The organism is Serratia sp. BNK-17, from assembly GCF_048684935.1.
Lineage (GTDB): Bacteria > Pseudomonadota > Gammaproteobacteria > Enterobacterales > Enterobacteriaceae > Serratia > Serratia nematodiphila.
In genome coordinates this window covers 4,780,781-4,800,059 of sequence record NZ_JBLQTR010000001.1, presented here as the reverse complement: position 1 = coordinate 4,800,059, position 19,279 = coordinate 4,780,781, and the positions used below count along the sequence as shown (strand labels likewise).

At 57.7% G+C, this 19,279-nt stretch carries 24 protein-coding genes; 10 read left to right on the top strand and 14 right to left on the bottom strand.

Features of this window, described 5'->3' with window-relative positions; genetic code table 11:
* The first annotated feature begins 29 nt into the window (after positions 1 to 29).
* The gene (gene leuA / locus ACMGF7_RS23000) at positions 30 to 1,718 is read left to right on the top strand and encodes a 2-isopropylmalate synthase (protein WP_049241770.1); all 1,689 of its coding nucleotides are present in this window, start codon (positions 30 to 32) and stop codon (positions 1,716 to 1,718) included.
* On the opposite strand, the gene ACMGF7_RS22995 is transcribed toward leuA, so the two are convergent.
* On the bottom strand, positions 1,669 to 2,469 hold the full coding sequence (locus tag ACMGF7_RS22995; RefSeq protein WP_015377421.1) for an AraC family transcriptional regulator: 801 nt from the start codon (positions 2,467 to 2,469) through the stop codon (positions 1,669 to 1,671). The genes leuA and ACMGF7_RS22995 overlap by 50 nt on opposite strands.
* A gap of 135 nt (positions 2,470 to 2,604) precedes the next feature.
* Between ACMGF7_RS22995 and ACMGF7_RS22990 the strand changes: the two genes are divergently transcribed.
* Genes ACMGF7_RS22990 through ACMGF7_RS22975 form a run of 4 tightly spaced genes read left to right on the top strand, consistent with a single transcriptional unit; the run spans position 2,605 to position 4,166 of the window.
* Entirely contained in the window at positions 2,605 to 2,922 is a 318-nt protein-coding gene (locus ACMGF7_RS22990; RefSeq protein WP_004927863.1) for an ArsR/SmtB family transcription factor, read from the top strand.
* A complete protein-coding gene (locus ACMGF7_RS22985) occupies positions 2,912 to 3,346 on the top strand; it encodes a YeeE/YedE family protein (protein WP_197763598.1) in 435 nt (144 codons plus the stop codon). The genes ACMGF7_RS22990 and ACMGF7_RS22985 overlap by 11 nt, the downstream gene beginning before the upstream one ends.
* Positions 3,347 to 3,348: 2 nt before the next feature.
* Positions 3,349 to 3,777, top strand: coding sequence for a YeeE/YedE family protein (locus ACMGF7_RS22980; protein WP_164095229.1), 429 nt, complete (start codon positions 3,349 to 3,351; stop codon positions 3,775 to 3,777).
* Positions 3,768 to 4,166, top strand: a complete 399-nt coding sequence (locus ACMGF7_RS22975) for a VOC family protein (RefSeq protein ID WP_015377424.1) — start codon at positions 3,768 to 3,770, stop codon at positions 4,164 to 4,166. The genes ACMGF7_RS22980 and ACMGF7_RS22975 overlap by 10 nt, the downstream gene beginning before the upstream one ends.
* 49 nt (positions 4,167 to 4,215) lie before the next feature.
* On the opposite strand, the gene ACMGF7_RS22970 is transcribed toward ACMGF7_RS22975, so the two are convergent.
* The gene (locus ACMGF7_RS22970; RefSeq protein ID WP_033633366.1) at positions 4,216 to 5,769 is read right to left on the bottom strand and encodes a peptide MFS transporter; all 1,554 of its coding nucleotides are present in this window, start codon (positions 5,767 to 5,769) and stop codon (positions 4,216 to 4,218) included.
* Positions 5,770 to 5,896: 127 nt separating this feature from the next.
* On the opposite strand from ACMGF7_RS22970, the gene ACMGF7_RS22965 reads away from it, so the two are divergent.
* Entirely contained in the window at positions 5,897 to 6,211 is a 315-nt protein-coding gene (locus ACMGF7_RS22965; RefSeq protein ID WP_274864238.1) for a hypothetical protein, read from the top strand.
* Between the two features lie 34 nt (positions 6,212 to 6,245).
* On the opposite strand, the gene mdtG is transcribed toward ACMGF7_RS22965, so the two are convergent.
* From mdtG to ACMGF7_RS22950, 3 genes are all read right to left on the bottom strand, one after another.
* Positions 6,246 to 7,484 carry a multidrug efflux MFS transporter MdtG gene (gene mdtG / locus ACMGF7_RS22960; protein WP_004927846.1) on the bottom strand — a complete coding sequence of 413 codons (1,239 nt, stop codon included), beginning with the start codon at positions 7,482 to 7,484 and terminating at the stop codon, positions 6,246 to 6,248.
* Between the two features lie 199 nt (positions 7,485 to 7,683).
* Positions 7,684 to 7,968 carry a YciI family protein gene (locus ACMGF7_RS22955; RefSeq protein ID WP_049241761.1) on the bottom strand — a complete coding sequence of 95 codons (285 nt, stop codon included), beginning with the start codon at positions 7,966 to 7,968 and terminating at the stop codon, positions 7,684 to 7,686.
* Between the two features lie 101 nt (positions 7,969 to 8,069).
* Complete coding sequence (locus tag ACMGF7_RS22950; RefSeq protein WP_015377426.1) at positions 8,070 to 8,990, bottom strand: Kdo(2)-lipid IV(A) acyltransferase; 921 nt, start codon at positions 8,988 to 8,990, stop codon at positions 8,070 to 8,072.
* A 261-nt stretch (positions 8,991 to 9,251) separates the two neighbouring features.
* On the opposite strand from ACMGF7_RS22950, the gene ACMGF7_RS22945 reads away from it, so the two are divergent.
* Both ACMGF7_RS22945 and ACMGF7_RS22940 read left to right on the top strand, forming a co-directional pair.
* Complete coding sequence (locus ACMGF7_RS22945; RefSeq protein ID WP_015377427.1) at positions 9,252 to 9,410, top strand: hypothetical protein; 159 nt, start codon at positions 9,252 to 9,254, stop codon at positions 9,408 to 9,410.
* A gap of 118 nt (positions 9,411 to 9,528) precedes the next feature.
* Positions 9,529 to 10,596 carry a rhodanese-related sulfurtransferase gene (locus ACMGF7_RS22940; protein ID WP_031300131.1) on the top strand — a complete coding sequence of 356 codons (1,068 nt, stop codon included), beginning with the start codon at positions 9,529 to 9,531 and terminating at the stop codon, positions 10,594 to 10,596.
* A 43-nt stretch (positions 10,597 to 10,639) separates the two neighbouring features.
* On the opposite strand, the gene ACMGF7_RS22935 is transcribed toward ACMGF7_RS22940, so the two are convergent.
* Positions 10,640 to 11,218 (bottom strand): YceI family protein, encoded by a 579-nt coding sequence (locus tag ACMGF7_RS22935; RefSeq protein WP_015377429.1) that lies wholly within the window; start codon positions 11,216 to 11,218, stop codon positions 10,640 to 10,642.
* Positions 11,219 to 11,241: 23 nt separating this feature from the next.
* Positions 11,242 to 11,796 (bottom strand): cytochrome b, encoded by a 555-nt coding sequence (locus tag ACMGF7_RS22930; RefSeq protein ID WP_049241758.1) that lies wholly within the window; start codon positions 11,794 to 11,796, stop codon positions 11,242 to 11,244.
* Between the two features lie 442 nt (positions 11,797 to 12,238).
* Here ACMGF7_RS22930 and ACMGF7_RS22925 point away from each other — a divergent pair, with 442 nt between their 5' ends.
* On the top strand, positions 12,239 to 13,297 hold the full coding sequence (locus ACMGF7_RS22925; protein WP_021504908.1) for an AI-2E family transporter: 1,059 nt from the start codon (positions 12,239 to 12,241) through the stop codon (positions 13,295 to 13,297).
* 593 nt (positions 13,298 to 13,890) lie between these two features.
* Positions 13,891 to 14,406 (top strand): DUF2778 domain-containing protein, encoded by a 516-nt coding sequence (locus tag ACMGF7_RS22920; RefSeq protein ID WP_239504290.1) that lies wholly within the window; start codon positions 13,891 to 13,893, stop codon positions 14,404 to 14,406.
* Positions 14,407 to 14,739: 333 nt separating this feature from the next.
* Here the strand turns inward: ACMGF7_RS22920 and ACMGF7_RS22915 are convergent, their stop codons facing one another.
* From ACMGF7_RS22915 to dinI, 7 genes are all read right to left on the bottom strand, one after another.
* Positions 14,740 to 15,759: a zinc-dependent alcohol dehydrogenase family protein gene (locus tag ACMGF7_RS22915; protein WP_015377441.1), complete on the bottom strand. Its 1,020-nt coding sequence runs from the start codon at positions 15,757 to 15,759 to the stop codon at positions 14,740 to 14,742.
* A 3-nt stretch (positions 15,760 to 15,762) separates the two neighbouring features.
* Positions 15,763 to 15,879, bottom strand: coding sequence for a DUF2770 family protein (locus tag ACMGF7_RS22910; protein ID WP_004927822.1), 117 nt, complete (start codon positions 15,877 to 15,879; stop codon positions 15,763 to 15,765).
* A 122-nt stretch (positions 15,880 to 16,001) separates the two neighbouring features.
* Complete coding sequence (locus ACMGF7_RS22905; RefSeq protein WP_015377442.1) at positions 16,002 to 16,628, bottom strand: LuxR C-terminal-related transcriptional regulator; 627 nt, start codon at positions 16,626 to 16,628, stop codon at positions 16,002 to 16,004.
* 216 nt (positions 16,629 to 16,844) lie between these two features.
* Complete coding sequence (gene solA, locus ACMGF7_RS22900) at positions 16,845 to 17,960, bottom strand: N-methyl-L-tryptophan oxidase (RefSeq protein WP_420286723.1); 1,116 nt, start codon at positions 17,958 to 17,960, stop codon at positions 16,845 to 16,847.
* A 139-nt stretch (positions 17,961 to 18,099) separates the two neighbouring features.
* Entirely contained in the window at positions 18,100 to 18,354 is a 255-nt protein-coding gene (bssS, locus tag ACMGF7_RS22895) for a biofilm formation regulator BssS (protein ID WP_004927812.1), read from the bottom strand.
* Positions 18,355 to 18,555: 201 nt separating this feature from the next.
* Complete coding sequence (locus tag ACMGF7_RS22890; RefSeq protein ID WP_004927809.1) at positions 18,556 to 18,834, bottom strand: hypothetical protein; 279 nt, start codon at positions 18,832 to 18,834, stop codon at positions 18,556 to 18,558.
* A gap of 130 nt (positions 18,835 to 18,964) precedes the next feature.
* Positions 18,965 to 19,204: a DNA damage-inducible protein I gene (gene dinI, locus ACMGF7_RS22885; protein ID WP_015377444.1), complete on the bottom strand. Its 240-nt coding sequence runs from the start codon at positions 19,202 to 19,204 to the stop codon at positions 18,965 to 18,967.
* Positions 19,205 to 19,279 lie beyond the last annotated feature (75 nt).

Here is a 19,279-nt window from a genome sequence, read left to right as displayed (position 1 = left end):
ATCGTTCACTCTGGCGTCAGGAGAAGCCCATGTTAATCGACCCTTCAAGCAAATACCGACCTTTCCCGCCGGTGGCGTTGCCGGACCGCCAATGGCCTGCGCGTACGCTGCGGCAGGCACCGCGCTGGTGCTCCAGCGATCTGCGCGACGGCAACCAGGCGCTGGCGGAGCCGATGGATAACGCGCGCAAGCGCGAATTCTATCAATTGTTGTTGCAGTGTGGTTTCAAAGAGATCGAGGTGGCGTTCCCTTCGGCGTCGCAAACGGATTTCGACTTTGTACGCACGCTGATTGACGAGCGGCTGATCCCGGACGACGTCACGATCCAGGTGCTGACGCAGTCACGTGACGATCTGATCGATCGCACCTTCGAGGCGCTGCAGGGGGCGCCGCGGGCTATCGTGCATCTGTATAACGCCACGGCGCCGATGTTTCGCGACATCGTGTTCCGCCAGGATAAGGCGGCGACCGTGGCGCTGGCGGTGAACGGCGCGCGGCGCATTCGCCGGCAGTGCGAGGCGCAGCCCGATACCGCCTGGTGCTTCGAATATTCGCCGGAAACCTTCTGTTTTACTGAGTTAGAGTTTGCGCTGGAGATCTGCGAAGCGGTGGCGGAGGTTTGGCAGCCGGGGCCGCAGCGGCCGATGATCATCAACCTGCCGGCGACGGTGGAAGTGAGCACGCCCAACGTGTATGCCGATCAGATCGAATGGTTCTGCCGTCACTTCAGCCGTCGCGCCGATGTGGCGATCAGCGTGCATCCGCATAACGATCGCGGCACCGGCGTGGCCTGTGCGGAGCTGGCCTTGCTGGCCGGCGCCGATCGGGTCGAAGGCTGCCTGTTCGGCAACGGAGAGCGCACCGGCAACGTCGATCTGGTCACGCTGGCGTTGAATCTCTATACCCAGGGCGTGGCGCCGGGTCTCGACTTCAGCCGCCTGAAGCAGGTGGTGGAGGTGGTGGAGCAGTGCAATCAGCTGCCGGTGCATCCTCGCCATCCTTATGCCGGCGAGTTGGTGTTTACCGCCTTCTCCGGTTCGCATCAGGATGCGATCAAGAAAGGTTTCGCCGCACAGCGGCAGCGGCAAGATGGCCGCTGGCAGGTGCCATACCTGCCGCTCGATCCCGCCGATGTCGGTTGCAGCTATGAGGCGGTGATCCGGGTCAACAGCCAGTCCGGCAAAAGCGGCGCCGCCTGGCTGTTGGAGCAGAATCATGGGCTGGCGTTGCCGCGTGGTTTGCAGATTGATTTCAGCCAGGTGGTGCAGCGCGCGACCGACGATAGCGGCAAAGAAATGAGCGGCGCGCAGCTGTGGCGCTTATTCCGCGATACTTACGGGCTGGTGGAGCAGCCGCGTTTGCAGCTGTTAAGCTACCAGACGGAAAGCCATGGCGCAGAGGCATACAGCTTCAACGCGCGAGTTGCCTGCGAGGGAGAGCCGCTGCGCCTGCAGGGGGCCGGCAACGGTCTGCTGTCCAGCGCGGTGGATGCGCTGCGTCAGCGCTTCGGCTTGCCGCTGGCGATCGAGGATTACCACGAGCATACGTTGGGGCATCAGAGCGATAGCCGAGCGGTGGCCTATATTCGCTGTACGCTGCCGCAAGGTGAGGCGACTTATGGCGTTGGCATCGACGTCGACTCCGCCAGCGCCTCGCTGCAGGCGCTGTTCAACGTCGCCGGGCGCTATCTGGCGCCAACGTCGGCGCAGTCCGGCTGAAATAGTCGCTGGGTGCTACTCCCAGCAGCCTGCGGAACATGGCGCTGAACGCGCTGGGGCTGTCATAGCCGAGATCCAGCGCCACTTCCAACACCGAGCGGCCGGTCGCCAGCGCGTTTAATGCCGCCAGCAAACGGGCGCGTCGCACCCAGTCGCTAAAATGTAGCCCGGTTTCTCGCAGGAAGCGTCGCGACAGGGTGCGTCCGCTGACGCTGAGATGAGCGGCAGCCTGTTCCAGCGTCCAGGGCTGCGCCAGCGTGGCCTGGATATGGCGGCACAGGGCGAGCAACGAGGCTTCGCGAGGTTCCGGCAGATGCAGCGGCAGGATCGGCAGCATTCGCAACTCATCCAGAATCAGTTCCATCACGCGCTCATCGCGCCCGCCGCTGGGGTAACCGGGCGCAATCTCCATCGCACAGATAATCAACTCGCGCAGCAGCGGGGAAACCTGCACTACCTGGCATTGGGCCGGCAGATCGGCGCGCGCCAACGGATCGACGAACAACGTCCTGGCCGCCACCTGGCCGGTGATACGCAGGCTGTGCACCACTTTCGCCGGCACCCAGACGCCGCGGCCGGGCGGCACCACCCAGCTGCCGAGCCGGGTCGTGACCTGCACCACGCCGCTCAGGCTGTGGATCAGCTGCGCGCAGTTATGGTAGTGGTCCGGCTCGCTGTCGCCGTGGCGATAATCCCTGGCTAATGGCTGGACAGGCCGATCGGGCGGCAGAACGTCGTGAAAAAACAGCATCGTAAGCAGGCTCCGCGCGGCAAAAGTGGGAGGACAGCATGCCATGCGTCGCTGTTTCACACCAGTCTGTGGCGCGGCACGGTAAAATGGTTTATAAAATTATATTATATGATTTTATAAATTGATGGAGAGGCAATGGATATTGATGCGATGCGCAAGGCGGCGGCGCAGGCCGGTGCGATGCTGCGTACCCTGGGCAACGAAGATCGGCTGCTGCTGCTGTGCCGGCTCAGTCAGGGCGAGATGGCGGTGAGCGAACTGGCGCAGGCGCTGGATATCCGCCAGCCGACGCTGTCCCAACAGCTTGGCGTGCTGCGCGAGGAGGGGTTGGTCTCCACCCGGCGAGCCGGCAAGCAGATTTACTATGCGGTGGCCGATGCCAAAGCGCTGGCGCTGCTCGCGACCCTGTATCAACTGTATTGCCCACAGCCGGAGAACCGCGATGACCATTGACTGGCAGCACTTCACGCCGTATTCCGCGTTGGCGGGCGGGGCCATTATCGGCGGCGCGGTAGCGCTGCTGCTGTTGTTCAACGGCCGGATCGCCGGTATCAGTGGCATTACCGGCGGTTTATTGAGCGCGGGCGGCCGGAAGCGGGGCTGGCGCGCCGCATTTATTGGCGGGTTGCTGCTCTCCCCCTGGCTATATGCTGCCGCTGCGACGTTGCCATCCGGTGAGATCTCGGTTGGCAACGGCTGGCTGGCGGCCGCAGGGCTGTTGGTGGGCTTGGGTACTCGATTGGGCAGCGGTTGCACCAGCGGGCACGGCGTGTGCGGCGTCGCGCGGTTGGCGCCGCGTTCACTGGCCGCCACGGCGTTGTTTATGCTGCTGGGCTTTATGACCGTGTGGCTGATGCGCCACACGTCGGGGGGGTGAAAATGCTTAAAACGCTGTTGGCGCTGCTGAGCGGCGTCATTTTCGGTCTGGGGTTAATTATTGCCGGCATGGCCAATCCGGCCAAGGTGTTGGCGTTTCTCGACGTTACCGGCCAGTGGGATCCCTCGTTGGCGCTGGTGATGGCTGGGGCGATCGCGGTGGCGGCGCCGGCCTTCCTGTGGGCGCGGCGACGCGAACGGAGCCTGTTGGGGGAAACGTTGCAGATCCCGGCCGCCGGGCGTGTGGATCGCCGTTTACTGGCGGGCAGCGCGCTGTTCGGCATCGGCTGGGGCATCGCGGGGATTTGCCCTGGCCCCGCCTGGGTGTTGGCCGGGGCGGAGATAAGTCGGGTATGGCCGTTCCTGTTGGCGATGCTGGCGGGTATGGCGCTGTATGAAATTATCATGAGGCGGAGGCGTGCATGTCGATAGCCAAAGCGGTGTTGCGCATCGCGCGCCCGACAGATCGGTTGCAAGAGATTGCCGCGCTGTATTGCCGTGGGCTGGGGTTCGAAAGGCTGGGCGAGTTTGTCGATCATCTGGGCTTTGACGGCATTATGATCGGGCATCCGCAGCATGCTTACCATCTGGAGTTTACGCAGCATCGTGGGGTGCAGGTTGGACAAGCGCCGACGCAGGATCACCTGCTGGTGTTTTATCTGCCGGATGAGAACGAATGGCGAGCCGCGTGTGAGCGGATGCGGGCGGCGGGGTTCTTGGCGGTCGCCGCCTATAACCCCTATTGGGATCGGGCGGGGCAAACCTTTGAAGATCCTGATGGCTACCGGGTGGTATTGCAACACCAGGCCTGGCAGGCATAAAAAAACCGGCGCATCGAGCGCCGGTTTGCGAGATAAAACGGTTTATCCGTCAGGCGCTGGTCGCCGGCTTTTGTGCGCTCTTGGACTGGGTATTTTCCAGCATGCGGCGAATCGGCACGATCAGCACGATAAGCACGGCGGCGCAGATCAGCAACGCGACTGAGCAGCGGGCGAACAGATCCGGCAGCATATCCAGTTGGTCGGCCTTGACGTGACCGCCGATCAGACCGGCCGCCAGGTTGCCCAGCGCACTGGCGCAGAACCACAGCCCCATCATCTGACCGCGCATTCTCTCCGGCGCCAGCAGCGTCATGGTGGCCAGCCCGATCGGGCTCAGGCACAGCTCACCCAGCGTCAGCATCAGGATACTGCCCACCAGCCACATCGGCGATACGCCGGCGCCGCCGTTGCTCAGCACATTCTGCGCGGCCAACATCATCAGGCCGAAACCGCCGGCGGCGCACAGGATGCCGATCACGAACTTGGTGATGCTGCTCGGACGCACGTTATTGCGTGCCAGCGCAGGCCAGGCCCAGCTGAACACCGGCGCCAGCAGGATGATGAACAGGGCGTTGATCGACTGGAACCACACCGCCGGGATCTCGAAGCCGCCAATCATGCGATTGGTGTAATCGTTGGCGAACAGGTTGAACGAGGTCGGTTTTTGCTCAAACGCCGACCAGAAGAACGCAGCGGAGATCAGCAGGATGAAGCACACCAGCAGGCGTGCGCGCTCTTTGCGGCTCAGGCCGGCAAAGGCGAACAGATAGATGAAGTACAGGGTGACCGACGCAGCGATCACGTACACCAGCACGCTGGCCACTTCGACCGGATTGATGACGATGGTGCCCTGAGCGATCAGCACGATGACGGCCACCAGGATGACCGCCAGCGCCAGCAACCAGGCGCCGACGCCTTTTTTCTTCGCTACCGGGCTGTTCCAGGTGGAGTCCAGGCCCACTTCGCGGTCATAGCGTTTCATCGCCGGGACGGCGAACACCCGGAAGATCACCAGCGCCACCAGCATCCCGATACCGCCGATGCCGAAGCCCCAGTGCCAACCGTGTGACTTGATCAGCCAACCGGAGATCAGCGGAGCGATGAACGAGCCGATGTTGATGCCCATGTAGAACAGCGAGAAACCGCCATCGCGGCGCGCATCGCCTTTCTTGTACAGCGTGCCGACCATCACCGAGATACAGGTCTTGAACAGGCCGGAACCGAGCACGATGAACATCAGGCCGATGAAGAACAGGTTGGTGCCCATCACCGCGGACAGGGCGATCGACAGGTGGCCGAGCGCGATCAGGATCGAACCGTACCAGACGGCCTTGCGTTGGCCGAGCCAGTTGTCCGCCAGCCAGCCGCCCGGCAGTGCCGCCAGGTACATGCTGCCGGCGAAGATGCCGACGATCGCCGAGGCGTTCTCGCGCGCGAGACCCAGACCGCCGTCGTACACGGTGGCGGCCATAAACAGGATCAGCAGCGGACGGATGCCGTAGAACGAGAAACGCTCCCACATTTCGGTGAAGAACAGAGAACCCAGCGGATAGGGATGGCCGAAGAAGGTCCGGCTTTCTGACTTATTGACAGAGGATTGCATAACGATTTCCCAATAAAAGGCGCTGCAAGGCTGCAGCCCGTACTGTGGTATGTATGTGTATTTAATAAAGGCGATCCGCCCAATGCGGATTACCCGACAAACACCGTGGCTGCAACGCTGATAAACCGTGGAAAGCGTGCTGACCTTTTCTTCACTTGGCCGATGCTTCACATCTGGCGTGATATTATTTAACCATTTGATAACTGGTCGTTGGTTTTGTCTAGTACCTGTATCCCATTTTTTAGACGAAAAGTCGACAAGCATCTCCTTTTCTGGTTTTTATGTTGGTTGTGACAGGAATATGATTGACAGCGGGTTTTATGTGCTGAAAGTTATTTTTTTTGTTGATAAACAAAACGTTGAGATAAAAAAGTTCTGGGTGGGACGAAAATTCGCCGGCCCGAAGGAGGCATTATTAAAAGTGGGGGAAATGCGCCGTTGATCCGGCAAACGGAGGAAGCTGGCGATAAATGCAGCTATTGTTCTTCCTGCAGCGTGTCTTCCCGCAAATAGCCCGGCCGCCGCCGCAGGCACCACCAGGAATAACCGGCGTTGAACAGCACCACTAAAGCGGTGACGGCGAAGACCGCGCGAAAACCGTAGCCGGCGGAGACCGCAGCGCCGAGCAGCGGACCGCTGACGTTGCCGACGTCGCGGAACGACTGGTTGTAGCTGAAGATTCGGCCGGCTACCTGATTGGTGCAGTTGTAAATCAACAGCGTCTGTACCGCCGGCAGCAGCGCGCCGTCGGCCGCCCCCAGCAGAAAACGCAGCACCCCAAGCTGCCACGGCGTTTGCACGAACGCCATCGGGATCAGCAGCAGCACCGAGACGATCAGCATAAACACCAGAATGCGCTCCGGGCCGATGCGATCGCCCAGCTTGCCCAACCGTGGGGCGCTCATCAAGGCCGCGACGCCGGGCACCGAGGCAATCAGCCCGCTGATAAACGCCAGGTTATGGGTGGCGCCGGCCAGATCGCGCACATACAGCGTCAGGATCGGCGCGATCGAGCCGGTGGCGATCTGGATGATCATGGTGGTCACGAACAGGCTGAGCACCAGCTTCGGGTTCTTCAGCGAGGCGAACACCTGTTTTGCGTGCAACATGTCGCGCTTTTGCACCGGGGTGAATTGCTCTTTGACATACAGCAGCGTCAGCACGAAGCAGACGAACAGCACCGCGGCGGTGATATAAAACACCGGGCGCAGCCCGTACAGATCGGCCAACAGGCCACCGATCAGCGGGCCGACCAGCGCGCCGCCGACGCCGCCGGTAGACAGGGTGCCGAGCGCCCAGCCGCTGCGGTTGCGCGGCACCTGGGTGGCGATCAGCGCGTTGGCGTTGGGGATGAACCCGCCGAGCAGCCCCAACACCGCGCGCAGCGCGAGAAATTGCCAGACCGTTTGCGCCATGCCCATCAGCACCATGACGATCGCCATGCCCAGGGCGGAGCGCAGCAGCATCAGTTTACGGCCGCGTCGGTCGGCCAGGGCGCCCCAAAACGGCGCGGCGATAGCGGAAAACAGGAAGGTGATGCTGAACAGCAGGCCGGACCACATGTTGAGCGCCTGATGGCCGGTTACGCCCAGCGTCTCTACGTACAGCGGAAGAAACGGCATCACCAGGCTGAAGGCGGCGCCGGTGAGAAAACACCCGACCCAGGCGACGAAAAGGTTGCGTTTCCAGTTAACGGGTTCTGCTGCCGAAGCCATAAATGTCCACTGTCGAAGGGTGACGCGCTTTGCCGGCGGCATGATGAAGGGGCAAAACGTGAAAGTTAGCCTGATAAGTATGCGCCGCCTGCGTGGCAACGGCAAACCAGAGGACGGAAATAGGGTGAAAAATGAAATAAAGTTTTAAAAATGGCGTTTAAACCTTATTCCGCGCTTAGCGCGCGGAATTTACAGCGTTTTATAAGCCGGCCAGCGCCTCGAAACCGGCGGCGGTGGTGGTCGCGCTAAAGTCGATGACCTCGTAGTGGGCCACGGCGTTGAACGGATCTTCGGCCAGGATGGCGTCCAGCTGCGCACGCTCAATGCCCTTGGCCAGGATCACGCCGCCGGTGCGGGGATTCTTGCGGCCGGAAGCGACGAAGGTGCCGTCCTGAAAATATGTCTTAAGCCAGGCGATGTGCCCGTCAAGGTGGCTGTCGACGTCGGCGATCGGGCGATGGTAGGTCAGGCTGACAATGTACATAGCGGCTCCTAGGGTGTCGGCAAAGGCATTACCATCCCACCCTCGCCGGCGATTCTCAAGAGGCACGCAATAAAAAACCCGCCGGCGGCGGGTTGGTTTTATCAGTAAAGCGAAGGCTCGCCTTCCGGACGGGTCTTGAAGCGGCGATGCAGCCACATGTATTGGTCCGGCGCCATCAGGATCTCTTTTTCCACCACTTTATTCATGAAGGCGGCGGCGTCGAGTTCATTATCCAGCGGGAAGTTTTCCACCGCCGGCTGCATGATCAACTCATACCCTTTGCCGTCCGGCAGGCGACGCGGGGTGAACGGAATGATCGCCGGTTTACCCATTCGCACCAGCACATAGCTGCCGGTGGTGGTGGCGGCTTTGTCCACGGCGAACAGCGGCACGAAAACGCTGCTGCGCGGGCCGTAGTCGTGATCCGGCGCATACCAGATGATATCGCCCTGTTTCAGGGCACGGATCATGCCTTTGACGTCCTTGCGATCCAGCATCGACTTGTTGGAACGCATGCGTCCCCAGGTTTGCAGCCAGTCCATCAGCTTGTTGTCGTGCGGGCGGTAAACGCCGATGCCCGGGTTGTGAATGCCGAAGATGCGCGCGCCCAGCTCCAGCGTCAAAAAGTGCAGGCCAATCAGCAGCACGCCCTGCTGGTTGTCGCGCGCTTTTTGGATATGCTCCAGGCCGCTGACCTTGAACCAGCGCTCGATGCGCCAGTTGGGCCAGAACCACGCCATGCCGGTTTCAAACAGCCCCATGCCGACCGATTCGAAATTCTTTACCACCAGCGCATCGCGTTCGGCCTGCGGCATGTCGGGAAAACAGAGCTCGAGGTTGCGTTGGGCGATAGCGACGCGCCGCTTGAGAAAGCGCATGGAAAATCGCCCAATCGAGGTGCCGAGCCAGTAGATGACGGGGTAAGGCAGCAACACCAGCAGATACAGCAAGCCGATGCCGACCCAGGTCAGCCAGTAGCGCGGGTGCAATAAGGAGCGATTGAAAGTAGGAACTTGAGTCATGGGTTCTCTGTTTGAATACGGTTGTTTAAGTGTAATGACAGCGTCATCGCACGGTCTGGCAGCCGGGTGAACTCGGCGGCAAGGTTCGTTTCTGCCGTTTGTTTGCGACTATTGTGGCATTTTTCTGGCGATCCGGGAAAACACAACGCATTAAAATCCCTTTTGGGGCGTTAAATATGCATCGAACGCCGAATTTTTCCACAATCTTTCCTGCCAAAGATAATGGCGATATTATTGTCGGTAATTGTTTAGAGGGTAAATATGTTGGCATCATGGATCAGTGCGGGGCTGCTGGTGTTGGGTGCGGCGGTCGGCAGCGTCGGCGCACATCTGCAGATGAACGCGATATTGGCGCTTGCCGGCGTAATGATGGCGCTCGGTATGGTGGCCTCCGCGTTTACCGAAGGCGGCGGGCGCTGAACGGGGCGCTGCGCCAGGGCTGCGCGGCGGCGGTTTTTCGGGTATGATGTGCGCCGCGCGTGGGCCTGCTGGCTGCGCGCGGTAATCAGTCATCTCCCGAAAGACAGGAAAGTACACCATGCCAGTGTTACATAACCGAATTTCTAATGAGGAACTGAAGGCGCGCATGCTGGCGGAAACCGAGCCGCGCACCACAGTTTCTTTTTACAAATACTTCTCCATCGACGATCCCAGGGCGTTTCGCGACAGCCTGTACGTTCAGTTTGAAAAGCTGAAGGTGTTTGGCCGCATCTACGTGGCGAAAGAGGGCATCAACGCGCAGATCAGCGTGCCGCAGCATAACTTCGACGCGTTCAAAGCCGCGCTGTTCGCCTCGCACCCGGCGCTGGATCAGGTACGCCTGAATATCGCGCTCGAAGACGACGGCAAATCCTTCTGGGTGCTGCGCCTCAAGGTGCGTGAGCGTATCGTGGCCGACGGCATCGATGACGAAAGTTTCGATCCGAGCAACGTCGGCGAGTATCTACAGGCCGAGCGCGTCAATCAGATGATCGACGATCCGAATACGGTATTTGTCGATATGCGCAACCACTATGAGTACGAAGTCGGCCACTTCGAAAACGCCATCGAGGTGCCGTCGGATACCTTCCGCGATCAGTTGCCGATGGCGGTGGAGATGCTGCAGGACAGCAAAGACAAGAATATCGTCATGTACTGCACCGGCGGCATTCGCTGTGAAAAAGCCAGCGCCTATATGCTGCACAACGGTTTTAAAAACATCTACCACGTGGAAGGCGGGATCATCGAATACACCCGCAAAGCGAAAGAACAGGGGTTGCCGCTGAAGTTTATCGGCAAAAACTTCGTGTTCGATGAGCGCATGGGCGAGCGCATCTCCGACGATGTGATCGCCAACTGCCACCAGTGCGGAGCGCCGTGCGACACTCATACCAACTGCAAGAACGACGGCTGCCATCTGCTGTTCATTCAGTGCCCGAGCTGCGCCGCCAAGTTTGAAGGATGCTGCAGCGAGATTTGCCGCGAAGAGCTGAAGCTGCCGCGCGAAGAGCAGCGCGCGCGCCGTGCCGGCCGTGAAAATGGCGTCAAGATCTTCAATAAGTCGAAAGGCTTGCTGCAGACCACGATGCACATTCCGGCACCGGAAGAAGAAGGCCCAGCCCGCTGAGCCTGAGGAAATGAGAAGCCCGGCCGCCAAGCCGGGCTTTTTTTTATTTCTCGCGCACGCCTTCTACGGAGATGATCAGCTCAACGTCTTGCGACGCCGGGCCCAGATCGGTGGTGATGCCGAAATCTTTCAGCTTGATCTTGCCGTTGGCTTCAAAGCCGGCGCGGTAGCCGCCCCACGGATCGTTGCCCTGGCCAATCAGTTTGGCGTCCAGCGTAACCGGTTTGGTGACGCCGTTCAGCGTCAGGTTGCCGACCACCGCATAACCGTCGCCGTTTTTCTTCACTTCGGTGGATTCAAACTTGGCCTGCTTGTTCTTCTCCACGTTGAGGAATTCGGCGCTGCGCAGGTGCTTGTCGCGCTCGGCATGGTTGGTGTCGACGCTGGCGGTATTGATGGTCACGTTGACCTTGTCCTTCGAAGGATCTTTTTCGTCGAAGGTGAAGCCGCCGTCGAAGTCTTTAAAGCTGCCGTACAGCCAGCTGTAGCCCAGATGCTGGATGCGGAACTCGATAAAGGCGTGCTGGCCCTGTTTGTCGATCTTGTAGTCCGCCGCCAGTGCGGAACCGGCGCTCAGCAGCAGGGCGCCTGCGGTCAGGCCCAATACGGTCTTTTTCAACATAGCAATCTCCATAAATCCAAAGGTTAATCGGCGCTGCTACCCAGCATCCGTTTCAAAGTGACATCACGATCGATAAAGTGATGTTTAAGCGCGGCCAGCCCGTGCAGTACCGAGAGCACTACCACGGCCCAGGCCAGGTAAAGGTGTATGTCGCCGGCGGTGTCGGCTTGTTCCGCCATGCCGGTCACGGTGGCGGGCACGTCGAACCAGCCGAATACGCTGATCGGTTGGCCGTCGGCGGTGGAGATCAGATAGCCGCTGATCAGAATGCCGAACAGCACGGCGTACAGCGCCAGATGCGCGAGGATGGCGCTGACGCGAGTGAGGCGGCCATAGCTGGCCAGAGGTTTGGGCGGCGGTGAGACAAAGCGCCAAATCACGCGGATCACCATCACGATGAACAGCAGCGTGCCGATGCTTTTGTGGATCTCCGGCGCCTGGTGATACCAGACGTCGTAATAGCCCAGCGTGACCATCCACAGGCCGAGCGCGAACATGCCGTACACCGTCAACGCCACCAGCCAGTGGATCAACACTGACACATGGCCGAAACGATCGGCGGTATTTTTCCAGAGCATCCTGTTTCCTTCGATTACCGATTGGCTGGCTGCAATAATTAAACTTTAGGAAACATAAAATCAATAATAAATTTAACTATGTTACTTCTTAGAAATATTAGTCAGTGAATTTGTTTGAGATGTTCGTGAACCTTCAGATAAATCGTTGAAGATGATATTGTTTCTCTCGCCCGGTGATTGTGCTAGTTGTTGAAAATTAGGCTTATTATCTATTAATGTCAGCTTTTGTCATTTTACGTAAACCTCGCGTGAGTTGCCCGGTGATATTATTTGTTGGCAAAGGTTATGCCTATTTTTTGCGGCGCAGAGCAGGGCGGAAAGATTAACGTTGTCGAACGGTTTCGCTAAATCCCCTGCGGTGCAGCGGCGGATTTTGCTACCATTAGCGCCAAGAGACGGCCCCATGAGGCCGGTTAACCCAGTGAAATAACAAGGAAACGTCATGGGCCGAACCCGCGTGACCGACAGCAGCCTGCGTCTGGCCGTCCTGCTGGCGATGTTGGTGATCATTCTGGCCGGGGTGAAAGCCGCCGCCGACATCGTGGTGCCGTTTTTGCTGGCGGTATTTCTCGCTATGGTGTTGAACCCGCTGGTGGCGATGCTGGAACGCAAGCGGGTGCCGCGTATCGTCGGGGTGACGCTGCTGCTGACGGCGGTGATCGTGGTCGTGATGCTGTTTATCGGCATGTTGGGCGCTTCGCTCAATGAGTTCGCCCGCTCGCTGCCGCAGTACCGCGGCATGATGATCGAGAAGCTGCGCGAGCTGCAGCATTACGCCGATCGCTTCAATATCAGCCTCTCCAGCGAAGCGATGCTGCAGTATGTCGATCCCAGCGCGGCGATGAATCTGGTCACCCGCATGCTGGGGCACCTGTCTGGCGCCATGACTAACGTCTTCCTGCTGCTGATGACCGTGGTGTTTATGCTGTTCGAAGTGCAGCTGCTGCCTTACAAGCTGCAGCAGGCGCTGGATAAGCCGAACGAGGGGCTCGCCGCGATGCGGCGGGCGCTGGACGGCGTGACGCGCTATCTGGTGATTAAAACCATCATCAGCCTGGCCACCGGGGTGATCGTCTGGATCTTCCTGGCGGCGGTCGGCGTGCGTTTTGCCTTTATCTGGGGGCTGCTGGCGTTTCTGCTCAACTATATTCCCAATATCGGCTCGGTGTTGGCCGCCATTCCGCCGCTGATTCAGGCGCTGCTGTTCAACGGATTGGGGGATGCGCTGGTGGTGGCGGGCGGCTTTATCGCTGTCAACATGGTGATCGGCAATATCCTCGAACCGCGGGTGATGGGGCGCGGGCTGGGGCTGTCGACGCTGGTGGTGTTCCTGTCGCTGATCTTCTGGGGCTGGCTGCTCGGCCCGGTGGGCATGTTGCTGTCGGTGCCGCTGACGATCGTGGCGCGCATCGCGCTGGAGACCACCGAGGGCGGCTATCGGCTGGCGGTTATCCTGGGGGACGGCCGCCCGCCGCGCCAGCCTCCGGCGGCGCCGGAGTGAGGCGAGTTTTATTGCCACGTTGGGGCGCGTGTTGTTAAGGCGTTTTGAATAGGCCACCCAATGGTGGCTTGACGCTTCTACTGTTAGTGCATACTGAGAACATTGGCTATTCAGCAAAAAAACTACAACCACTTAAACCACTTTACATAGGCGACACAAACGACAATGGCCCAGATGAGGGTGAGATAAAAACCAAAGTTTGGGAACACTGAAACAAAAATGACCCCGCCGACCATAATGAGTACGATAGGGATTAGGTAAGCGAATGAGTTACCCAGCCATTCAATCAACCACTTCATTTTGTGAGCACCCAAAGTTCAGAAAGATTTTCTATTTTACTCCTAAAGACTATATGGGTAACAACAGGAATATCACTTCGGCAAGTTAGTGGCATCCAAGGGTTCGTAAAATTTATCTTTATCCATATAATTTTCAATATATATAATGCGGTAGTGATTAATGACAGGAATTACGGATGATATAGCTAGTGAAATACTTTTACGAGAACAGTGATAACTGTTGTACATACCAAGAAAAGCGGTAGAGTACATAAATGTACCAAGCATAAGGATATGTGCATGTTGATAATGAGGATGAGTTACAACGATCTTTCAAAAAACGGAGGAGAAGCGAAGCTCCACGTCTATGGGCTAGGTACTTTCCCCGTTTTTTCTGGTAGGCAGCCGTACACAAATGATCCCAACTGTACCTACATTGAGAACAGTGCAATACCTGTTGGTCGTTATTGGGTGGTTGACAGACCGAGAGGTAGTCTAGCCAATCAAGTCCGTTCGTGGGTACTTGACCAGTACACAGGAAACGATCATAGCGACTGGTTAGCTCTGTTCAGTGCTCAAACAATGAGTGACAGCATGTTTGTAAATAAGATCGCACGTGGTAGTTTTAGATTGCATCCGCTCAGACCCGATGGCCGCGGTTATAGTGAAGGGTGCATTACGTTTGTGAGTCGTCTGGAGTTTTACAAGGTCCGTCGCTTCATCCTTGGAATGAAGCTTATTAGAGTTCCTGGGGCACGCAGTACGTTGATGACCTATGGTTTTGTTGATGTGCAAGGGGAGAGCAAGTTTGAAAAATGCATCGCTCGTTAAGAATATAATACTGTATATTGCATGTTTCATTACTGCTTTCTGTTTCTCTCGCCATGGGATGCCACTGTATGGCTTAACATCACTCATCATCGATACCTCTCAACAACTCTTTGGCAGGTATCAAACAGGTTTCTATGAAATGGACGCAGATCCACTAACATTCAGCACACTGATATTCACTGTGGCTCTCTATGCCTTGGTTATATTCGGTTTGGTAAAGATGGCATTAAGACAATTCAGATAAATACAGAATGTCCGATGTGTTAATAAAAGGGCATCTTACCACTAATAAGTTAGTATTACCGGAAAAGTCGTCTTTTCCTCCATTAGATTTTATTTATTGGAAGCCCCATTGAATAATGGTTCATCCATCGCAATCGTCTCCGATGCTGCCGGAGTGAGGAAGATTTTTCCGCTCACGCCGGGTTGTGCGGCATGCTGCAGCGCCGCTGCGTACTGATGCAAAGGATAAATCGCGGCGGGTGGGCGCAGCGCCAGCTGGCCGCGCCGCAGCAGCTGGAACAACTGATAAAACGCCATCTGCCATTGCGCCGGCGCCGCCTGTGCGTTCCATTTGCGCAGGTGGAACAGCGAAGCGCGCAGCTTTAACTCGTCCACCACGCGCCGCCAGTCTACCTGGCGGCCGCTCAGCAGGCCCAGCGCCACAAAATCGCCGCCGGAGCGCACCGCCCGCGCCAATTGCAATCCGTCTTCTCCACCGATGCAGTCGATGGCCGCACGGGCGCCAAAATTCGTCATTTCCACCAGCTGCGGCGCTTCGATAACGCGCCAGGCGCCGGCGGCCAGTAAAGCCTGGCGATGAGCGGCGTTGCGCACCACGACCGCCAGACGAATGCCGCGCAGCGCCGTCAGCTGCGCCAGCAGCAGGCTGACAGCGGAGCCGCCGCCGTTGAGCAGCAGTACGTCGCCGGCGTTGAGCGGCAGCCATTGCGTCAACAGCACCCAGCAGGTGAGCGGGTTGATATAGATTTGCGCTGCGCCAGCGTCGTCGATGTCGTCCGGCACCCAGATCACCCGATCCTCAGGCAGCGTGACGAAGGTTTGCCAACTGCCGTTACCCGCTACCGCCAGCGCGCGTCGGCCTGTTGAATGCCCATTCTGCGGATTGACGATGATGCCTACGCCTTCATATCCCGGTACCTGCGGCAGGGCGATGCGGTGCGCGTATTGGCCGTGGATCGGGATCAGATCGGAAGGGTTGATCGGGGCATAGCGCATCTGCAATAACCGCTGCCCGGGGCGCAGCAGCGGTCTGCTCATCTGCTGCAATTCCAGCACCTGGGTGGGATCGCCGAAGCGGCTGAAGCTCAATCGGGGAAATAACGGCGGCATGGCTTACATGACGAAGAAGAAATAGACATCCAACGCCAGCAGCACCAGCCACAGACAAAGGTAAAGCACCAGGTGCTCACGCACATTGTTGACGATAGCCGCCAGTATTCGGTTTAACATTTCAGCCGCCTGAAGAGAAGGACCCTTGATTATAGTCCTTTTCTCGGCGTCTTTTACAGCGCGCCGCGCGTGAGTGCTGGAAGAGCGGCGATAAAAAAGCCTGCGTTATCGCAGGCTTGATGTTATACCGCCAGCAGCGCCAGCGGCGTCGAATTGGTTGGCGTGCTCGGTGGGTAGAAATAGCGCAGCACGTTATACAGCGAGTAGAACTCCAGCCGGTTGCGCGCGTTGATCTTCTCCGTGATGTGACGCTTGTGCACGTACACCGTATGCGAGCTGATCTGCAGCTTTTTCGCGATACGGTAGTTGGGCATTTCCGCCATCCAATATTTCATTACCGTCAGTTCCTGTGGGCTGAACAAGGAACGCTCTTCGCCGTCATCGGCCAGCGCCAGCGGATTTTCGCGCAGCGTGCGTAAGGTGAGCGGCAGAATGCTTTTATTGAACAGAAAGGCATTATCGGCAATGCGCATTGGCGCTTCGCTGTAAGGATAAGGTGTATCGAGATAGATAAACAGCAAGGCGGACTGGCTGGCTTCCATAAATGCCTGCAGCTGTGCGTCCGCTTCGTTATAGCGGCATTGGTTGCTGAGGTTCACCAGAATGTGGCTCGGCTGAAAGCTGGCCAACAGCGGCGTAGCGTATTCAATGCTGTGGCAGCACTTGATCGTCGTAATCCCGCTATCAGCAAAGTAGCTGGCTATACCGACCCGGGTGAAGCAGCATTCGTCCACGACAAGTAGTTTCATGGTGACGTCCCTGTTGAAAGCCGATGGAGCATATCTTCTGTAAAATAGGACTTACACTGCAAGTGTTCAATTCGGAAATTCAAATGCTGAATGCAAGAAATTTCCGTTATCAGAATTTTTACTTGGTATTTAAAAGAGTTAGCAGGTTAATAAATTGTAACCGGCAGATTTCGCTGTCCAGGGCGCGACGGGAACGTGGACAGCGAAATCCTTCGCTTAGCTGAATCGCTTCAGACCAAAGCTGGAAAGGTCAACCGGCGGCGCTTTGTCCTGCGCGAACAGCGCGGCGATCTCGCCCAGTGCGCAGGCGAACTTGAAGCCGTGGCCGCTCAATCCGCTGATGACCATAAGGCGATCGCAATCCGGCAGGGTATCGATAATAAAATCTTCGTCGGGGCTCATATCATAACTGCAGGCTTCGCCGTGTAAACATACGCCTACACCCGGCAAAAATTGCCGCAGGAAGGAGAAAACTTCCGTGCCGTCGCTGGCGAAGCTGCCGAAGGGTTTGCGCTGTTCGGGGGCATCCATCGGCTGGCCGCCGTCGTGTTTGCCCACTTTCAGGCCATCGTTATCCGCCGGGAAGCCGTAATAGTGCGTGCCGTCCTGCGCTTCGACGGTAAAGGCCGGGAAGCGATTGTTCACGCTGTAGCGGCCGTCCGCCTGATGCCAGGAGAATACCTTGCGCAATGGCGCGATAGGCAGCTGCGGCAACAGCGCTTTCACCCAGGTGCCTGCGGTGACCACCGCTTTTCGCGCCGTGAAACGCCCTTCGCCGGTGACGATCTCAACGCCGCCATCAATCGGGTTCACCGCGCTGACCGGGCAGTTGAACAGCTGGCTGCAGCCGGCCTCTTTCGCCAGTTTGATCAGGCTGGCAACCGCCAGTTCGGAGCGCAGGAAGCCGGCGTCTGGCTCGAAGACGCCGACGTAACCTTCCGGCGCGCGGAATTCCGGCCAGCGTTGAGCGATCTGTTCGGCGCTGAGGGTTTGCGCATTCAGGCGAAACTTTTGCGCGCTCTGCTGAGCATTGCGAATGAATTCGGAGTGCTGCGGCCCCAGGTTGAGTACGCCGCACGACTGGAACAGTTCTTCACCGGATTGCTGAATCAGCGCATTCCACAGCGCCTGCGCACGCAGCACCAGCGGCACGTACTTTTCACCTTCGCCGTAAGCGTGACGAATGATGCGGGTATCGCCGTGATGGCTGCCGTTGCGGTGTGGAGGAATGGCGCTGTCGATCATCAGCGCTTTCAAGCCGGCCCGGGTAGCGTAATACCCTGCCGCCGCGCCGACTGAACCGCTGCCCACCACGATCAAATCATATTCCACGTGCCCACCCTCTCTGATAGCAATTGCTTATCGCCCCATGATAAAAGGTTGGCGAGCGCAATGCACTGATTGAACGGTGAAAGGCAAAGAAAAAGGCGCCGGGAACGGTCACGGCGCCTTAGGGTTAGGGGACGATGAATCAATGTTTTCTGCGATCAAGATCCTGGTAATCCGTAGCTTCAATCTTGGCGATGCCGGCCTCTAAAATATTGATTAATTGACGGGCGACATCTGTAGTCAGCCAAAGCGTTCGGTCTACTTGGGCTTCTTCGGGCGTTTGGTCTAGTGAAGACAGGTAATGAAGGCGTATCATCATGGCGTCGTAAACGTCGACAGTACTGATATCCCAACCGACAAGCGGGTGCGTCTGAATTACTTCATCATTTCTGTCCATAAAGACCCCTTATTGAGTAGTAACTACCGTGAGTGACTAACGAGGATCAATGCGGCTCATCATCATGAGAGCAATTACAGTATACGCATCCGCTTTCAACGGTGGAGAGGGTTGTCACCGAAATTTGCAAAATAAATATTTATTTGAACAATTATTCTACAAATTTGTATGTGCAGTAGTGGATGAGCAGAGCGCAGCGCGTTATTCCGCGTCGGCAGGCGGCGATGCGCCATGCAGACATTTTTCCAGCTCTTCGGCCAAATGGGCGAAATGCTTTTGCGTTTCGGCATCGCGATTCTGGCTGTGCGATTCCAGTTTCAGGCTGTGGATCAGCCGTTGGTTGGCTTTGTCATCCAGGCTGAAGGCCAGATAAGAAAAAGCCACTTCCAGTACGTTCAAGCGCCTTTTCTGATCGGCTATCAGCGCCAGCAGTTCGCCAAACGTCATTGCGTCTTCGGATTTCACCTTGTCCGGGGCCATGCTAACTCCTTTGCGTTAAATACAGCGCTGAGGCGGATTTTGTTCCAGAGTAAGGGTAAGCGATGAATGGGCAGGGCGCCAGAAACAAAAAAGCCGGAGAGCGACCCCCGGCAAAAACAGCATTGCAGTGTTATTCTGCGCTAAACCATTCGTCTGCGCTTTCCCAGGTTTCCTGAAGGATTTCCTCGATCAGATCCCGGTCGGTTTTGGCGCCCCCCAGCACGGAGAGCCCGTTGGCACCGGCATAACGTACGTGCACGACGGCGTCTGGAAACTGGCGGTTGACCCGCTTGCCCAGTTCACCGGTCAGCGCCTCAATGGCGCCCGCCGGCAGCGGCCGGGTTTTATCTATAGTGACTTCAACACGCATAATTGCCCCCGAAGCGATTTACTGTTTATTTATACAGTTAACCGAGTGCGGGGGCAAGAGGGCGAAGCAAAAATA

Coding starts and splice junctions, on each gene's coding strand:
- leuA (WP_049241770.1), top strand. CDS start 30: ATGTTAATCGACCCTTCAAGCAAATACCGACCTTTCCCGCCGGTGGCG.
- ACMGF7_RS22995 (WP_015377421.1), bottom strand. CDS start 2,469: ATGCTGTTTTTTCACGACGTTCTGCCGCCCGATCGGCCTGTCCAGCCA.
- ACMGF7_RS22990 (WP_004927863.1), top strand. CDS start 2,605: ATGGATATTGATGCGATGCGCAAGGCGGCGGCGCAGGCCGGTGCGATG.
- ACMGF7_RS22985 (WP_197763598.1), top strand. CDS start 2,912: ATGACCATTGACTGGCAGCACTTCACGCCGTATTCCGCGTTGGCGGGC.
- ACMGF7_RS22980 (WP_164095229.1), top strand. CDS start 3,349: ATGCTTAAAACGCTGTTGGCGCTGCTGAGCGGCGTCATTTTCGGTCTG.
- ACMGF7_RS22975 (WP_015377424.1), top strand. CDS start 3,768: ATGTCGATAGCCAAAGCGGTGTTGCGCATCGCGCGCCCGACAGATCGG.
- ACMGF7_RS22970 (WP_033633366.1), bottom strand. CDS start 5,769: ATGCAATCCTCTGTCAATAAGTCAGAAAGCCGGACCTTCTTCGGCCAT.
- mdtG (WP_004927846.1), bottom strand. CDS start 7,484: ATGGCTTCGGCAGCAGAACCCGTTAACTGGAAACGCAACCTTTTCGTC.
- ACMGF7_RS22955 (WP_049241761.1), bottom strand. CDS start 7,968: ATGTACATTGTCAGCCTGACCTACCATCGCCCGATCGCCGACGTCGAC.
- ACMGF7_RS22950 (WP_015377426.1), bottom strand. CDS start 8,990: ATGACTCAAGTTCCTACTTTCAATCGCTCCTTATTGCACCCGCGCTAC.
- ACMGF7_RS22945 (WP_015377427.1), top strand. CDS start 9,252: ATGTTGGCATCATGGATCAGTGCGGGGCTGCTGGTGTTGGGTGCGGCG.
- ACMGF7_RS22940 (WP_031300131.1), top strand. CDS start 9,529: ATGCCAGTGTTACATAACCGAATTTCTAATGAGGAACTGAAGGCGCGC.
- ACMGF7_RS22935 (WP_015377429.1), bottom strand. CDS start 11,218: ATGTTGAAAAAGACCGTATTGGGCCTGACCGCAGGCGCCCTGCTGCTG.
- ACMGF7_RS22930 (WP_049241758.1), bottom strand. CDS start 11,796: ATGCTCTGGAAAAATACCGCCGATCGTTTCGGCCATGTGTCAGTGTTG.
- ACMGF7_RS22925 (WP_021504908.1), top strand. CDS start 12,239: ATGGGCCGAACCCGCGTGACCGACAGCAGCCTGCGTCTGGCCGTCCTG.
- ACMGF7_RS22920 (WP_239504290.1), top strand. CDS start 13,891: ATGAGTTACAACGATCTTTCAAAAAACGGAGGAGAAGCGAAGCTCCAC.
- ACMGF7_RS22915 (WP_015377441.1), bottom strand. CDS start 15,759: ATGCCGCCGTTATTTCCCCGATTGAGCTTCAGCCGCTTCGGCGATCCC.
- ACMGF7_RS22910 (WP_004927822.1), bottom strand. CDS start 15,879: ATGTTAAACCGAATACTGGCGGCTATCGTCAACAATGTGCGTGAGCAC.
- ACMGF7_RS22905 (WP_015377442.1), bottom strand. CDS start 16,628: ATGAAACTACTTGTCGTGGACGAATGCTGCTTCACCCGGGTCGGTATA.
- bssS (WP_004927812.1), bottom strand. CDS start 18,354: ATGGACAGAAATGATGAAGTAATTCAGACGCACCCGCTTGTCGGTTGG.
- ACMGF7_RS22890 (WP_004927809.1), bottom strand. CDS start 18,834: ATGGCCCCGGACAAGGTGAAATCCGAAGACGCAATGACGTTTGGCGAA.
- dinI (WP_015377444.1), bottom strand. CDS start 19,204: ATGCGTGTTGAAGTCACTATAGATAAAACCCGGCCGCTGCCGGCGGGC.